This window comes from Paraburkholderia strydomiana (genome assembly GCF_031456815.1).
Taxonomy (GTDB): Bacteria; Pseudomonadota; Gammaproteobacteria; order Burkholderiales; family Burkholderiaceae; genus Paraburkholderia; species Paraburkholderia caledonica.
Window position 1 is genome coordinate 16,906 of record NZ_JAVDVL010000004.1, and the last position, 14,874, is coordinate 31,779.

Consider the following 14,874-nt stretch of genomic DNA (forward strand, 5'->3'; position numbering starts at 1 on the left):
CGACCCTATGGGTGTATAACTGAAACCTATCGAATCCACTGCACTGATTGGTCCCCCAATGACGCTCACCGAATTGAAGTACATCGTTGCCGTTGCCCGCGAACGGCACTTCGGCCGGGCCGCCGAAGCGTGTTTCGTCAGCCAGCCGACCCTGTCGGTGGCCATCAAGAAGCTCGAAGACGAGCTCAACGTACAGATTTTCGAGCGCGGTACCAGTGAAGTGAGCGTCACGCCGATCGGCGAGCAGATCGTCACGCAAGCTCAGCGGGTGCTGGAACAAACGCTCGCCATCAAGGAAATCGCGAAGCAGGGCAAAGATCCGCTCGTCGGACCGCTGCGCCTCGGCGTGATCTACACGATCGGACCGTATCTGCTGCCCACGCTCGTCAAGCAGATGATCAAGCGCGTTCCGCAAATGCCGTTGATGCTGCAGGAAAACTACACGCTGAAGCTGATCGAACTGCTCAAGCAGGGCGAGATCGACGTTGCAATCATGGCGCTGCCGTTTCCCGAGACCGGACTGATGCTGCGTCCGCTCTACGACGAGCCGTTCGTCGTCGCGCTGCCGTCGGGTCACGCGTGGGAAAACCGTCAGAAGATCGACGCCGACGATCTCAAGCAGGAAACCATGCTCCTGCTCGGCAGCGGCCATTGCTTCCGCGATCACGTGCTGGGTGTTTGTCCGGAATTGATGCGTTTCTCGCAGAACGCTGACGGCATCCAGAAGACGTTCGAAGGATCGTCGTTGGAAACAATTCGCCACATGGTCGCAAGCGGCGTGGGCATCACCGTGTTGCCGCGCATGTCCGTGCACGAGGTGAAGCCGCACGCGGGCGGCATCGACTCGGGGCTTTTGTCCTATGTCCCGTTCGGCGAACCGGTGCCCGACCGCCGCGTCGTGCTCGCGTGGCGAAAGAGTTTTACGCGGATGCCTGCCATCGACGCGATTTGCGACGCAATCAGCGCCTGCGACCTGCCGGGCGTCAAAAAGCTGGATTTGCCGGTCGCCGTGAACTGAACGGCGGCAAGGCGCACGGGCGCTGACGGCTTCTCGCCGCAGCCCCCGCTTCGCCTGGCTGCGGCGCGCCAATCTTCGCCGCGGTGCGCCGGGCTGCGCCGGGGTGCACCTATTGGATAGATTAAATTTATAAAACACGAGTTTCCAATAGTATTGATATAGTGTTCTCCATGGATCGCAAGATTCCCAAGGCCCGGAGAACACCATGACGCAATCAGACTCGCCGCAAACTCAGACATTTGCCGCCGACCCAGCCGGCGCCAACACAGGTTTTGCCGCCGCCTTGCTCGGTATGCGCACGGTCGCGCTTTCTCTCCTCGTCGACCACGCTCTGTCGGCCTGATTGTTCGCATAAGCCTTCGGCATTGCTTTGCCGCGCTTCTCCCCACATTCCTTCCAACGAAAAACCATACAGGAGTTCCGCATGTCAGAACAGAAGCTCACCAATGCCGCCGGCGCGCCCGTCGCCGATAACCAGAATTCGATGACAGCCGGCGTGCGCGGCCCGGTCGTCCTGCAAGACGTATGGCTGATCGAAAAACTCGCTCACTTCGACCGCGAAGTGATTCCCGAGCGCCGCGTTCATGCAAAGGGCTCGGGCGCGTTCGGCACGCTGAAGGTGACCCACGATATTTCGCGCTACACGAAGGCCAAAGTGTTCGCCGAAGTGGGCAAGGAAACGCCGTTGTTCATGCGGTTTTCGACGGTCGCGGGCGAACGCGGCGCGGCCGATGCGGAACGCGACGTGCGCGGCTTCTCGATCAAGTTCTACACCGAAGAAGGCAACTGGGACGTGGTGGGCAACAACACGCCGGTGTTCTTCATTCGCGATCCGCTGAAGTTTCCGGACTTCATCCACACGCAAAAGCGTGACCCGTACACCAACCTGCGCAGCAACATCGCCGCGTGGGATTTCTGGACGCGCCATCCGGAGTCGATGCATCAGGTCACGATCCTGATGAGCGACCGCGGCATTCCGAAAAACTACCGTCAGATGCACGGGTTCGGTTCGCACACGTACTCGTTCATCAACGCGAACAACGAGCGCTTCTGGGTGAAATTCCACTTCAAATCGCAGCAAGGCATTGAAAATTTCACCGATGGCGAAGCGTCGCAAGTGGTCGCGCAAGACCGTGAAAGTGCGCAGCGCGATCTGGTGGGCAACATCGACGCGGGCAACTTCCCCAAATGGCGCTTTGCGATCCAGGTGATGCCGGAGGCGGAAGCTGCGACGTATCGCTTCAACCCGTTCGACATCACGAAGGTGTGGTCGCAGAAAGACTATCCGCTGATCGACGTTGGCACGATCGAGTTGAACCGCAACGCGGCCAACTATTTCTCGGATGTGGAGCAGGCAGCGTTCACGCCGGCCAACGTGGTGCCAGGCATTGGCTTCTCGCCGGACCGGCTGTTGCAGGGGCGTCTCTTCTCGTACGGCGACACGCAACGCTATCGTCTGGGCATCAATCACCACCAGATTCCGGTGAATGCGTCGCGCGTGCCGAACCCGCATTCGTTCCATCGCGACGGTGCAATGCGTACGGACGGCAACCTCGGCGGCAACGTGAACTACGAGCCGAACCGCTTCGGCGACTTCGCGCAGGACACCAACGCATTGGAGCCCGCGCTCGCAGCAGGTGCGGTCGATCGCTACGACCATCGCGCGGACGACGACTACTACACGCAGCCGGGCATGCTGTTTGCGCTCTTTGACGCGGCGCAACGCGAGCGGTTGTTCGGCAACATCGCGCGTCACATCAACGGCGTACCGCAAGACATCGTTGCGCGCGCGGTTGAACATTTCCGCCGCATCGATCCCGCTTATGCCGAAGGCGTGATCGCCGCGATGGCAGAACTCGCGGAAGGCGGCAAGAAGTAACAGGCGGCACGAGCGGGACGCGTAAGCGTCCCGCGATAGGTGAACGGAGTGAACGGCGCTAACCGAGGAGCACGCTGATGATCGAGATGATGAAAGCCACTGCGGGCAAATCACGAACCGCTCATCGCGCGCAGCAGCACTACGCGCTGGGATTGCGCAGAGCCGTGGGTTTCGCGATCGTGACGAGTGGGCTCGCGGTTATCGCGACGCAGGTGCTGCAGCATGCAGTGGGCGGGTAGAGGGCGATGGCAGGCAGCGACATGCAACCGCGGGCGCGAGTGGGCGCGTAGCAGTGTGTGAAGGGCGAGTAGGGCGGGCAGGGCAAGCCACCGTTGCCAGCTGCGCAACACCGCGCGCCCGCTAGTGCGCGCGCGTAGTGACCACGCGTCACACGAGTCAGGCACTTTTCTACGATAAACTGTCGAGCGCCCGTTTTAATGGCTTCGTCGTCAGTCAGTCCATAGCACGCCGTTACTTTGCCACCGGTTCGTATCACTCTTCAAAGGAGTCATCATGGCCAAAAAAGAAGCTGTACAACACGTCAATATCGGAATCAGCGACAAGGACCGCAAGAAGATTGCGGAAGGTCTGTCGCGTTTGCTCGCTGACACCTATACGCTGTACCTGAAGACCCACAACTTCCACTGGAACGTGACGGGTCCGATGTTCAACACGCTGCATCTGATGTTCGAAACGCAATACAACGAACTGGCACTCGCCGTCGATTCGATCGCTGAACGGATTCGCGCGCTTGGCGTGCATGCGCCGGGCAGCTACAAGGATTTCGCGAAGCTGTCGTCGATTCCCGAAGCGGACGGCGTGCCGGCTGCAGAGGAAATGATCCGCCAGCTGGTGGAAGGTCAGGAAGCCGTGGTGCGTACCGCGCGCGCAATTTTCCCGTCGACGGAAGCCGCGAACGACGAGCCGACCGCCGACCTGCTGACGCAGCGCATGCAGACGCACGAAAAGACCGCGTGGATGTTGCGCTCGATGCTGGCCTGATTTCGCGCTGCGGCCGTTCGTTTGCCGGTCCGTCGCCGGCCGGAGCACGATCTGATTCCGGTTCCAGGAACCGGAATCGGCCGGGGGCACGGGCGAAAACGTCCAGACGCGCTCAGATACAGCCGGACATATCAAAGCCTCCCTCGCGGGAGGCTTTGTTTTTTTCCGACGCCGCTTTCGCAACCGCTGCCGCGGCATGAGCGTTCAACCCGCAGGCCGTATGACGCTCGACGCCGGCTGCATCCCGTAAAATGTCGGCACTGTTTCCGCATTCCGCCCGCTTTTACAGAGTCCGCCATGTTTGCCCGACTTCCGCTCTATCTGCGCCTTGTGCGTATGGACAAGCCTATCGGCAGTCTGCTGCTGTTGTGGCCGACGCTCAACGCGCTGTGGATCGCGTCCGACGGTCGTCCGTCGTGGCCGCTTCTCGTCATCTTCACGGTCGGTACCGTGCTGATGCGCTCGGCGGGATGTGCGATCAACGACTACGCCGATCGCGATTTCGACCGCTACGTCAAGCGCACCGAAAATCGTCCGATCACCTCAGGCAAGGTCAAAGCATGGGAAGCGGTCGCGCTCGCCGCCGGTTTGTCCCTGCTGGCTTTTCTGCTGATTCTGCCGCTCAATGCGTTGACGAAAGAGTTGTCGGTGGCCGCGCTGTTCGTTGCCGGCTCGTATCCGTTCACCAAGCGTTTCTTCGCGATTCCGCAGGCGTACCTGGGTATCGCATTCGGATTCGGCATTCCGATGGCGTTCGCGGCCGTGCAGAACCATGTGCCGATGCTCGCCTGGGTCATGCTGCTGGCGAACGTGTTCTGGTCGGTCGCTTACGACACCGAATATGCAATGGTCGATCGCGACGACGACATCAGGATCGGCATCCGCACTTCGGCGCTCACTTTTGGCCGCTTCGACGTGGCCGCGATCATGCTCTGCTATGCGGTGACGCTTGGCATCTACGTCGGCATCGGCGTGATGCTGGGTTTCGGCGTTCTGTACTGGTTAGGCTGGCTTGCTGCCGCGGGCTGCGCGGTCTATCACTACACGCTCATTCGCAACCGTGACCGGATGGCGTGCTTCGCGGCGTTCCGGCACAACAACTGGCTGGGCGGCGCGTTGTTCGTGGGCATTGCCGCGCATTATGCGGTGGCCTCGTTCTGAGTTTTGGTGCGGTCTGTCCATTGGCCGCATGTCGTTTTTCGCTGGATGCGGAGCGGGTTGACCCGACTCCGCGTCGCACGGCTTATCCCTTTGCAGCAGGCAGTAAGCGATAGACAGTAATCAGCGAACCCGCGATAGCCGCGCTTATTGCTTACCGAACTCGTCGCCCATTTCTTTCGCGCGCGCATCGGCGGCGAGCGCCCCGCGAACGATTGCTTCCTTCACGCCGCTTGCGTCAAACGAGGCAAGCGCCGCCGCAGTCGTGCCGCCCTTCGACGTCACGCGTTCGCGCAACAGGCTCGGCGGCTCGTCCGAATTGGCCGCCAGTTGCGCGGCTCCCGTGAAGGTCGCCACGGCGAGCGCGCGGCCTTGCGCTTCATTCATCCCGAGCTGACGCGCGGCTTCCTGCAGCGCTTCGATGAAATAGAAGACGTAGGCCGGGCCGCTTCCCGAAATGGCGGTGACGGCGTCGATTTTCGCTTCGTCGTCGAACCATACCGTTTCGCCCACGGCGCCTAGCACCTGCGATGCAAGCGCGCGGCCCGCTTCGTCGACACTCGCCGTTGCGGCCAATCCGGCGACGCCCATGCCGATCAACGCCGGCGTATTCGGCATGACGCGCACGATCCGCGTATGGCCGTTCAGCCAGCGCGACATGTCGTCCATGCGAATGCCGGCGACAATGCTGATTGCCAGTTGCGACGCCTTGAGATGCGGCGCGAGCGATTCGGCAACGCTCTTCAGAATTTGCGGCTTCACCGCGAGCACGACGGCGTCATACGCAGCGAGCGCCGCGTCGGCGGCGGCGCCGGTATTGATACCGAACTGTTCTTCGTTACGCTTGCGCGCGTCTTCGTTAGGATCGATCGCATAGAGATCGGCGGGCGCGACGCCACGCTTGATAAGGCCGCCGATCAACGCCGCAGCCATGTTGCCGCCGCCGATAAAAGCAATTTTCATGATGGTCCGGAAGGTTTGATTGAGCGTATGAATCCGCGCCTACAAATGAGCTTGCAGCCGCAGTTGAAACTGCGCTTGCAGCCACGTTTGCAGCCGCTAGTTCGAGTAGTCGCGCGCACCGAAAATGGCAGTGCCCACGCGCACGATGGTCGCGCCTTCGAGTACCGCGGCCTCGAGGTCGCCCGACATGCCGATCGAAAGCGTATCGAGCGCGAGACCTTCTTCGCGCAAACGCTCGAACAGCTCGCGCAACCGGCGATGCGGCACGCGCTGTTCGTCGATGCTGCCCACCGGTTCGGGAATTGCCATCAGGCCGCGCAATTTCAGCTTGGGCAGCGTGGCGATTTCCCGGGCGACTTCGGCGGCTTCCTCGACGCTCACGCCGCTTTTTGAGGTCTCGCCGCTAATGTTGACCTGCAGGCAGACATTCAGCGCCGGTAGGTTATCGGGCCGCTGTTCGGAAAGCCGCTGCGCGATCTTCAGGCGATCGACCGAATGCACCCAGTCGAACTGCTCGGCCACCGGACGGGTCTTGTTCGACTGCAACGGCCCGATGAAATGCCATTCGAGCGAGCGGCGCAAATCGGCGAGCGCTTCGATCTTCGTGAGGGCTTCCTGCACGTAGTTTTCACCGAATGCGCGTTGACCGGCGGCGTGCGCCGCGCGCACGTCTTCGGCGGGGAAAGTTTTCGAGACCGCGAGCAGCGCGATGGAACGCGCGTCGCGCCCGGCCACGTGTGCGGCCATTGCGATGCGTTGCTTAACCGCTTCGAGGTTATGAATCAGATCTGGCATGGAGCGAACGGGGAACGGACGGAAGTCGATGCCCCGATTATACGGACAGCATGTGCTCCACCAGTTCGATCCAGTGCGCGACCGGTGTGGACGTGCCGCTCTGCAGGTGAGAAATACAGCCCACATTCGCGGACACGATCATTTGCGGCTCCTGCGCGTGCAGCCGCTCGAGCTTCTGATCGCGCAACGCATACGAGAGCCTCGGCTGCGTGAGCGAGTAAGTGCCGGCGGAACCGCAGCAAAGGTGGTTGTCGGCGGGCAGGCGCACTTCCACGCCGAGTCGCGTCAGCAGATGTTCCACTGTGCCGCGCACCTGCTGTCCGTGCTGCAACGTGCAGGGCGGATGAAACGCGACCGTGTGGATCGCGCGGCGGCGCGTGATCGACGCGAGTTGTTCCTCGAAGTCCGGCAGGATCTCGGCAATGTCGCGTGTCAATTCGACGATGCGGCGCGCTTTCTCCGCATACGCCGGGTCATGGCGCAACAGATGCGCGTATTCCTTGACGGTCGCGCCGCAGCCCGATGCATTCATCACGATCGCCTCGACGCCCTGTTCGACATACGGCCACCATGCGTCGATGTTGGCGCGCATGTCCACGAGCGCTTCGTCGTTATAGCCAAGGTGCAGGCGCACGGCACCGCAGCAGCCGGCGTCGGGCGCGACGAGCGTTTCCACACCGAGCGCATCGAGCACGCGCGCGGTGGCGACGTTGACGTTCGGCATCATCGAAGGTTGCACGCAGCCCGCGAGCATCAGCATCTTGCGCGTGTGTCTTGCGGTCGGCCACTCGAGCGGACGCTGCCGCGCGGGCACCTTGTCGCGCAATTTTCGCGGCAGCAGCGCCCGGAAATGCTGGCCGAGACGCATGGCCGGCGTGAATAGCGCGCTGTTCGGCACGAAGCTCGCAAGGAAGCGGCGCGTGAGACGCTGGCCGAGCGGACGCGTCACCTTCTTCTCGGTGATCTTGCGGCCAATCTCTACCAGCTTGCCGTACTGCACGCCGGACGGGCAGGTCGATTCGCAATTGCGGCAAGTAAGGCAGCGGTCGAGGTGAACCTGCGTGCTACGCGTGACTTCGGCGCCTTCCACCATCTGCTTGATCAGATAGATGCGGCCGCGCGGGCCGTCGAGTTCGTCGCCGAGCAGTTGATAAGTCGGGCACGTGGCCGTGCAGAAGCCGCAGTGAACGCAATTGCGCAGGATAGCGTCGGCTTCGTCGCCGTCGGGCGTGTTGCGAATGAAGTCCGCGAGATTGGTTTGCATCGCGCGCTCAGAAGTCGGGGTAGAGACGGCCGCGATTGAAGATGCGGGCCGGGTCGAAAGCGGTTTTCAGACCGCGATGGATTTTCATCAGCGGCGCGGGCAGCGGTGTGAACACCCCGGCACCGCGGTCATAGCCGTGACCGGTGCGGAAGATGGTCGCGTGACCCCCGGCTTGCTTCGCGCTGATGCGCACGGTTTGCGCGTCGGTGTCCGTGATCCACCAGCGCTGCGCGCCGCCCCATTCCATCAATTGAGCACCGGGCAATTGAAGCGGCTCGGTGATGGACGGCAGCGCGAGCCGCCACAGCGCGGCTTTCGGCGGAATTGCGGCGAAGAACGTGTCGGTCTGCTCGCGCAGGCCTGCCCAGAAGCGTTCTGCCTCGACCGCATCGACAACCTCACCGCCCAGCGACGCACGCGCCGACTTGACCGCGCTCTCCGCGCCCGCGAGACGCACGGCAAGCGTGCCGTGACGCCACGCGCTCGCGGTGATCGGCAATGGGCGGCCGCCCCATTCGTTGAGCTTACGGACAGCGTCGGTGCCGTTCACGTCGAATTTGAGCGTGGCTTCGGCTTGGGGCTGCGGCAGCACCTTCACCGAGAGTTCAAGGATGAGCCCCAGCGTGCCGAGCGAGCCCGCCATCAAGCGTGAGACGTCATAGCCGGCGACGTTTTTCACCACCTGGCCGCCGAAATGCAGCGCTTGTCCCTGGCCGTTCATGACGACGGCACCTAGTACGAAGTCGCGCGCCGCACCGGCCGACGGACGGCGCGGGCCGGCGATGCCCGCAGCGATGCAGCCGCCGAAGGTGGCTTGCGGTCCGAAGTGCGGCGGCTCGAAAGCGAGCATCTGATGGTGTTCGGCGAGCGCGGCTTCTATTTCGAGCAGCGGCGTGCCGGCGCGCGCGGTGATGACCAGCTCCGCCGGGTCGTAAGCGATGATGCCGCGATAAGCGCGCGTGTCGAGGATCTCGCCTTCCAGCGTCTGACCGTACCAGTCTTTCGTACCGCCGCCGCGAACGCGCAACGCGCGGCCTGCGGCGCTGGCGGAACGCACGCGTTCCGACCACATGGCGACGATGTCGTCCTCTTCCATGATGCCCTGCTTCGTTATGTTTCGATCGATTGTACCGGGCGGGGGCTCGCTGACAACCCGGAGCGGACCCGCATCGGGTAATCAGGGTGGGATGGCGGCAAACGCCGCCGCGGCGGGCTATGCGTATTGCCTGGTGCTAGAAGCGCGGTAGCTCCGGATGCGGCAACAGACCGCCGCGCACGTGCATCTTGCCGTACTCGGCGCACCGTGCTCGCGTGGGAATACCCTTGTCCGGGTTCAGCAGACCGGGCGGATCGAACGCACGTTTAACCGCGTGAAATGCATCGCGCTCTTCCGGCGAGAATTGCACGCACATCGAGTTGATCTTCTCGATGCCGACGCCATGCTCGCCCGTCACCGTGCCGCCCAGCTCGACGCATGCTTCCAGGATGTCGCAGCCGAATGCCTCGGCTCTGTGCCATTCATCCTGGTCATTGCCGTTAAAGAGAATCAGAGGATGCATGTTGCCGTCGCCCGCATGAAAGACGTTGATGCAACGCAGCGCGTACTTCTTCTCCATCTCCTCGATGCGCGAAAGCAGCGGTCCGATACTGCGGCGCGGCACGGTTCCGTCCATGCAGTAGTAGTCCGGCGAAATCCGGCCCGCAGCCGGGAACGCGTTTTTGCGACCGGACCAGAAGCGCAGCCGCTCGTTTTCCGTGCGCGAAATCTGGATACGGGTTGCGCCGTGCTCGCGCAGTACCGCGGTCATGCGGACGATTTCGTCGGCGACTTCCTCGGGCGTGCCGTCGGATTCGCACAGCAAGATTGCCGCTGCGTCGAGATCGTAGCCCGCGTGGACGAATTCCTCGACCGCGCGCGTGGCCGGCTTGTCCATCATCTCGAGGCCGGCCGGAATGATGCCCGCGGCAACGATGCCGGCGACCGCGTCGCCGCCTTTTACGACGTCGTCGAAACTGGCCATGATGACCTGCGCCGTTTGCGGTTTTGGAATCAGCTTGACGGTGACCTCGGTGACGATCGCGAACATGCCTTCGCTGCCGATCAGCACCGCAAGCAGATCGAGGCCGGGCGCGTCGGGCGCGAGCGAGCCGAACTCGACGATTTCGCCTTCCATTGTCACGGCCCGCACGCGCAGCACGTTGTGCACGGTGAGGCCGTACTTGAGGCAATGCACGCCGCCCGAGTTCTCCGACACGTTGCCGCCGATCGTGCAGGCGATCTGCGACGACGGGTCCGGCGCATAGTACAAACCGTAAGGCGCGGCGGCTTCGGAAATCGACAGATTGCGCACGCCCGGTTGCACCGTGGCGGTTCGCGCGTAAGAGTCCACCTCGATGATCTTCCTGAAGCGTGCGAGCGATACCACCACGCCGTGGCGAATCGGCATTGCACCGCCGGACAGGCCCGTGCCGGCGCCGCGCGGCACGATGGGCACCCCGAGACGATGGCAGATCTGCACGATGCGCTGCACTTGCGACTCCGTCTCGGGCAATGCGACGGCGAGCGGCAGACGACGATAGGCGGCGAGGCCGTCGCAGTCGTACGCGACGGTATCTTCGTCGCGATATAGCAGACAGTGGTTTGGCAACACCGCCATCAGCGCCTGCACGACTTCGCGCTGGCGCTGGGCGAGAACCTCTGCTGACAGTTCGGCGGGTGCATTCATGTGAGTCGTCTCCTCCTGTTTCACCCAGCGCTAACCGGCGCTTGCGTGGCGGCCCGTTTGCGGTCGCCGCGGCTCGATAACGCTCAGCCGCGTTCAGTCCTGCCCAATCGTTGCCGACAACGCGCCTTGAAACGACGCGTCAGGCGGCCCAGCTAAAAATCTTGCCGGGGTTCATCAGATTTTGCGGATCGAGCGCATGTTTGATAGAGCGCATGGTGTCTACCGCAACGTCGCCATGTTCTTCCAGCAGAAAACCCATCTTGTGCAGACCGACTCCATGCTCGCCGGTGCAGGTGCCGTCCATGCGCAGCGCGCGCTGCACGATGCGATGGTTCAATCGCTCGGCTTCCGCGAGTTCTTCCGGCTTGTTCGGATCGATCAGGATCGCGACGTGGAAATTGCCGTCGCCGACATGACCGACAATCGGGCAGGGCAGCGGCGACGCCTTCAAGTCCTGCTCCGTTTCGACGACGCATTCGGCAAGTCGCGAGATCGGCACGCAGACGTCGGTCGTGACGGCGCGGCAACCGGGCTTCAGTTGCAGCATGGCGAAATAGGCGTTGTGACGCGCGTTCCACAGACGGCTGCGGTCTTCCGGACGCGTCGCCCATTCGAATCCTTCGCCTCCGTTCTGCGCGGCAAGTTCCTGCACGAGTTCGGCTTGTTCCTTGACGCTGGCCTCGGTGCCGTGGAATTCGAAGAACAGTGTGGGCGCCTCGCGCAGCGTGAGATTCGAATGCCGGTTAATCGAGCGGATCGCAAGCGCGTCGACGAATTCCACGCGCGCGATCGGCACGCCGATCTGAATTGTTTCGATGACGGCGCGAACCGCGTCGCCCATCGACGGAAATGCGCAGACCGCGGCGGACACGGCCTCCGGCTGCGGATAAAGGCGCACGGTGACTTCGGTGATCACGCCGAGCGTTCCTTCCGAACCGACGAACAGACGCGTGAGGTCGTAGCCTGCGGACGATTTGCGCGCCCGCGTGCCCGTCTTGATCACACGGCCGTCGGCCAGCACCACGGTGAGCCCGAGTACGTTCTCGCGCATCGTGCCGTAGCGCACGGCGTTGGTACCTGACGCACGCGTGGCCGACATGCCGCCGATGCTCGCGTCCGCGCCCGGATCGATCGGGAAAAAGAGGCCGGTGTCGCGTAGCGCTTCGTTCAACTGCTTGCGCGAAATGCCTGGCTCGACGGTGACCGTGAGGTCTTCGGCGTTGATGGACAGCACGCGGTTCATTTCGGACAGATCGATCGACACGCCGCCCTGCACCGCAAGCAGATGCCCTTCCAGCGACGAGCCGTTGCCGTACGGAATGATCGGTACGTTGTACTGGCCGCACAGCTTGACGGCGGTCTGCACGTCTTCGGTGTTGCGTGCGAAGACGACGGCGTCGGGCAGTTGGGGATCGAACGGCGATTCGTCGCGGCCGTGGTGTTCGCGTACGGCTTGCGCGATCGACACGCGCTCACCGAAGGCGTTGGTGAGCGCGCTCAGCAATTCGGCAGGGAATGGCCGGCGCAGCGTGGCCGGCGAAACGGAATGATTCACGCATGTCTCCTGTGTCGACCGGCGTTAGTGCTTCAGCACTTACGCCGGTCCCATCAATAATGTGCATTCACGTTAGTGCTTCAGCACTTACGCCGGTCCCATCAACGATGTCGACCGTTAGTGCTTAACACTTACGCCGGTCAGCCCGATGAGAAGATTTGTTAGTACTTGTCAGGCGAAGCTGCTTTTTGCAGCAGGCACTTCATTTTACGCCGATCGCTTTCTGCCGGGGGTGGGCCGCTTCCATTGCTTCGGAGGCGTCGCGCCGGCTATCGCTCCTATAATGGCGGCGGCTAGTGGCTCCGCGCAACATGGTTAACGCGGTGATAAGACAGAGATAACGCGGCAGATGATGCGGCAACCGGTCTGCCGCCGCCACAGCGCAAGAAGACCGGGACTTTAGTCGGCGACCGATGCGCTATCGACGCGGGCTTCATCATTGAACGCAGGGAGAAATCATGGGTAACCGTCTGAGCAAGATTGCCACTCGTACCGGCGACGACGGCACCACCGGTCTCGGCGACGGCCGGCGCGTCCGCAAGGACAGCGCGCGCATTGCGGCGATTGGCGACGTCGACGAACTCAATTCGAATCTTGGCGTGCTGCTGTGCGAGCCCTTGCCTGATGACGTGCGAGCGGCGCTGATCTCGATCCAGCACGACTTGTTCGATCTGGGCGGCGAACTTTGCATTCCCGGTCACACAATGATCACCGACCGCCATCTCGCGCAACTCGACGGTTGGCTTGCCGACTACAACTCTGCGCTTCCGCCGCTGAAGGAGTTCATCTTGCCAGGCGGCTCGCGCGCGGCGTCTCTCGCCCACGTTTGCCGTACGGTTTGCCGCCGCGCCGAACGCTCCATCGTCGCCCTCGGTGACGAGGAGGCCGTCAACGCCGCGCCGCGTCAGTATGTAAACCGTCTGTCGGACCTTCTGTTTGTCCTCGCACGCGTGCTCAATCGCGCTGACGGCGGCGCGGACGTGCTCTGGCAGCACGATCGCGGGCAAAACTAGGCGCACGGCCGGCTTTCAGCAGTCGGCAGTGGCCTGCGACAATCTGTCAGAGCAAGTCGCGGCTTAAAGATGTATCGTATTTGCATCTTTAAGGAGAAGTACAAATGACCGCCCTGACCGCCGAACAGATTGCCCGCGTCAAAGCCACGGTGCCCGTGCTTGCTGAACATGGCACGACCATCACGAAGCACTTCTACAAGCGCATGTTTGCGCATCATCCCGAGTTGAAGAATCTGTTCAACCAGACACATCAGCAAAGCGGCAATCAGCCCGAAACGCTGGCGCGCGCGGTCTATGCGTACGCAGCCAACATCGACAATCTGGGCGCGCTCGGCCCGACTGTCTCGCGGATCGCCAACAAGCACGCGAGCCTGAACATACGGCCCGAGCATTACCCGATTGTGGGCCGCCACCTGCTGGGTGCGATCGTCGACGTGCTCGGCGACGCGGTCGATCAACCCACGCTCGACGCCTGGCAAGTCGCGTATGGTCAGCTCGCGAACATCTTCGTGGGCACCGAGGCGAAGCTGTATGAAGGCGCGGCGTGGAGTGGCTTCCGTCCGTTCAAGGTGGCGCGCAAACAGGTGGAGAGCGACGAAATCACGTCGTTCTATCTGACGCCAGCCGACGGTTCGGCCGCGTGTGACTTCGAACCGGGTCAGTACGTGAGCGTGAAACGTTTCGTCGACAAGCTGGGTGTCGATCAGCCGCGTCAGTACAGCTTGTCGGACGCGCCGCATGGCAAGTGGCTGCGCATCTCCGTGAAGCGCGAAGACGGCCGCGAAGACATAGCGCCCGGCCACGTGTCGAACCTGCTGCACGCAGATGTCGAAGAAGGCACCGTCGTGCATGTGAGCGCGCCGATGGGCGACTTCACGCTCGCTCGCAAGAAAACCACGCCTGTGGTGCTGATGAGCGGCGGCGTGGGCGTGACGCCCATGACCTCGATGCTCTCAACTATCCTCGCCGACGGCAGCGAGCGGAGCGTGACTTTCGTTCACGCATGCCGCAACGGCCGCGTGCACGCGTTCCGTCAGTGGCTCAACGAGACGGTCGCGTCGCATTCGAACGTGAAGCGCGTGGTGTTCTACGAAGCGATCGGCGAGGGCGACCGGCAGGGCGTCGACTACGATTTCGACGGTCGTCTTGACCTGTCAAGAATTGCCGGTCAGGTCATCGTGCCGGATGCCGACTACTACATCTGTGGACCGGTGCCGTTCATGCGCGCGCAGTGCGATGCGCTGGCGGCGCTCGGCGTGGACCCGGCGCGGATCCACACTGAAGTCTTCGGTTCGGGCGTGGTCGAGTGAAACGTAGCCGTGCATGGCAAGCTCCAAAAAGAAGAAGCGAGCCATGCGAGGCAAAGTCCACGTAACCGGCGGCTTCGGCCCAACGCAAGTCACGCTGGGAGCGACCATGACTTGTCACGGTACCGAGGCGGTCCATCGAGCGACATTCATCCGTTTGGCCACCCAAACAAAAAACCCGGCTCGTCGAGCCC

14 protein-coding genes are annotated in these 14,874 nt (G+C 62.5%); 8 read left to right on the forward strand and 6 right to left on the reverse strand.

The features are described from left to right. Positions 1–58 precede the first annotated feature (58 nt). The 6 genes from J2W46_RS12655 (at position 59) to ubiA (ending at position 5,060) form a co-directional block, all read left to right on the forward strand. Positions 59–1,018: a LysR substrate-binding domain-containing protein gene (locus J2W46_RS12655; protein WP_020069683.1), complete on the forward strand. Its 960-nt coding sequence runs from the start codon at positions 59–61 to the stop codon at positions 1,016–1,018. 205 nt (positions 1,019–1,223) lie between these two features. Beyond that, positions 1,224–1,361, forward strand: coding sequence for a hypothetical protein (locus J2W46_RS12660; protein ID WP_310354175.1), 138 nt, complete (start codon positions 1,224–1,226; stop codon positions 1,359–1,361). Positions 1,362–1,442: 81 nt separating this feature from the next. After that, positions 1,443–2,897: a catalase gene (locus tag J2W46_RS12665; RefSeq protein ID WP_204520255.1), complete on the forward strand. Its 1,455-nt coding sequence runs from the start codon at positions 1,443–1,445 to the stop codon at positions 2,895–2,897. Positions 2,898–2,974: 77 nt separating this feature from the next. Then, positions 2,975–3,136, forward strand: a complete 162-nt coding sequence (locus J2W46_RS12670) for a hypothetical protein (protein WP_204520256.1) — start codon at positions 2,975–2,977, stop codon at positions 3,134–3,136. 274 nt (positions 3,137–3,410) lie between these two features. Then, positions 3,411–3,899 (forward strand): Dps family protein, encoded by a 489-nt coding sequence (locus J2W46_RS12675; protein WP_006047907.1) that lies wholly within the window; start codon positions 3,411–3,413, stop codon positions 3,897–3,899. A gap of 297 nt (positions 3,900–4,196) precedes the next feature. Further along, positions 4,197–5,060, forward strand: coding sequence for a 4-hydroxybenzoate octaprenyltransferase (ubiA, locus tag J2W46_RS12680; protein WP_310354178.1), 864 nt, complete (start codon positions 4,197–4,199; stop codon positions 5,058–5,060). Between the two features lie 144 nt (positions 5,061–5,204). Here ubiA and proC read toward each other — a convergent pair whose 3' ends face one another. From proC to J2W46_RS12710, 6 genes are all read right to left on the reverse strand, one after another. After that, entirely contained in the window at positions 5,205–6,020 is an 816-nt protein-coding gene (proC, locus tag J2W46_RS12685; RefSeq protein ID WP_088173114.1) for a pyrroline-5-carboxylate reductase, read from the reverse strand. Positions 6,021–6,116: 96 nt separating this feature from the next. Further along, positions 6,117–6,815 carry a YggS family pyridoxal phosphate-dependent enzyme gene (locus tag J2W46_RS12690; protein ID WP_310354180.1) on the reverse strand — a complete coding sequence of 233 codons (699 nt, stop codon included), beginning with the start codon at positions 6,813–6,815 and terminating at the stop codon, positions 6,117–6,119. A 37-nt stretch (positions 6,816–6,852) separates the two neighbouring features. Further along, positions 6,853–8,079, reverse strand: a complete 1,227-nt coding sequence (glcF, locus tag J2W46_RS12695) for a glycolate oxidase subunit GlcF (protein ID WP_020069691.1) — start codon at positions 8,077–8,079, stop codon at positions 6,853–6,855. Positions 8,080–8,086: 7 nt separating this feature from the next. Next, on the reverse strand, positions 8,087–9,175 hold the full coding sequence (gene glcE / locus J2W46_RS12700; RefSeq protein ID WP_020069692.1) for a glycolate oxidase subunit GlcE: 1,089 nt from the start codon (positions 9,173–9,175) through the stop codon (positions 8,087–8,089). Between the two features lie 136 nt (positions 9,176–9,311). Next, on the reverse strand, positions 9,312–10,805 hold the full coding sequence (locus J2W46_RS12705; protein WP_020069693.1) for an FAD-linked oxidase C-terminal domain-containing protein: 1,494 nt from the start codon (positions 10,803–10,805) through the stop codon (positions 9,312–9,314). A gap of 139 nt (positions 10,806–10,944) precedes the next feature. Then, the gene (locus J2W46_RS12710) at positions 10,945–12,360 is read right to left on the reverse strand and encodes an FAD-linked oxidase C-terminal domain-containing protein (RefSeq protein WP_310354182.1); all 1,416 of its coding nucleotides are present in this window, start codon (positions 12,358–12,360) and stop codon (positions 10,945–10,947) included. Positions 12,361–12,818: 458 nt separating this feature from the next. On the opposite strand from J2W46_RS12710, the gene J2W46_RS12715 reads away from it, so the two are divergent. After that, complete coding sequence (locus J2W46_RS12715; protein WP_310354184.1) at positions 12,819–13,373, forward strand: cob(I)yrinic acid a,c-diamide adenosyltransferase; 555 nt, start codon at positions 12,819–12,821, stop codon at positions 13,371–13,373. A gap of 104 nt (positions 13,374–13,477) precedes the next feature. Continuing rightward, entirely contained in the window at positions 13,478–14,683 is a 1,206-nt protein-coding gene (hmpA, locus tag J2W46_RS12720; RefSeq protein WP_310354186.1) for an NO-inducible flavohemoprotein, read from the forward strand. Positions 14,684–14,874: the final 191 nt, after the last annotated feature.

What these genes read in the sequence shown, in the direction of transcription:
- J2W46_RS12655 (WP_020069683.1), top strand. Translation starts at nt 59, where the DNA reads ATGACGCTCACCGAATTGAAGTACATCGTTGCCGTTGCCCGCGAACGG.
- J2W46_RS12660 (WP_310354175.1), top strand. Translation starts at nt 1,224, where the DNA reads ATGACGCAATCAGACTCGCCGCAAACTCAGACATTTGCCGCCGACCCA.
- J2W46_RS12665 (WP_204520255.1), top strand. Translation starts at nt 1,443, where the DNA reads ATGTCAGAACAGAAGCTCACCAATGCCGCCGGCGCGCCCGTCGCCGAT.
- J2W46_RS12670 (WP_204520256.1), top strand. Translation starts at nt 2,975, where the DNA reads ATGATCGAGATGATGAAAGCCACTGCGGGCAAATCACGAACCGCTCAT.
- J2W46_RS12675 (WP_006047907.1), top strand. Translation starts at nt 3,411, where the DNA reads ATGGCCAAAAAAGAAGCTGTACAACACGTCAATATCGGAATCAGCGAC.
- ubiA (WP_310354178.1), top strand. Translation starts at nt 4,197, where the DNA reads ATGTTTGCCCGACTTCCGCTCTATCTGCGCCTTGTGCGTATGGACAAG.
- proC (WP_088173114.1), bottom strand. Translation starts at nt 6,020, where the DNA reads ATGAAAATTGCTTTTATCGGCGGCGGCAACATGGCTGCGGCGTTGATC.
- J2W46_RS12690 (WP_310354180.1), bottom strand. Translation starts at nt 6,815, where the DNA reads ATGCCAGATCTGATTCATAACCTCGAAGCGGTTAAGCAACGCATCGCA.
- glcF (WP_020069691.1), bottom strand. Translation starts at nt 8,079, where the DNA reads ATGCAAACCAATCTCGCGGACTTCATTCGCAACACGCCCGACGGCGAC.
- glcE (WP_020069692.1), bottom strand. Translation starts at nt 9,175, where the DNA reads ATGGAAGAGGACGACATCGTCGCCATGTGGTCGGAACGCGTGCGTTCC.
- J2W46_RS12705 (WP_020069693.1), bottom strand. Translation starts at nt 10,805, where the DNA reads ATGAATGCACCCGCCGAACTGTCAGCAGAGGTTCTCGCCCAGCGCCAG.
- J2W46_RS12715 (WP_310354184.1), top strand. Translation starts at nt 12,819, where the DNA reads ATGGGTAACCGTCTGAGCAAGATTGCCACTCGTACCGGCGACGACGGC.
- hmpA (WP_310354186.1), top strand. Translation starts at nt 13,478, where the DNA reads ATGACCGCCCTGACCGCCGAACAGATTGCCCGCGTCAAAGCCACGGTG.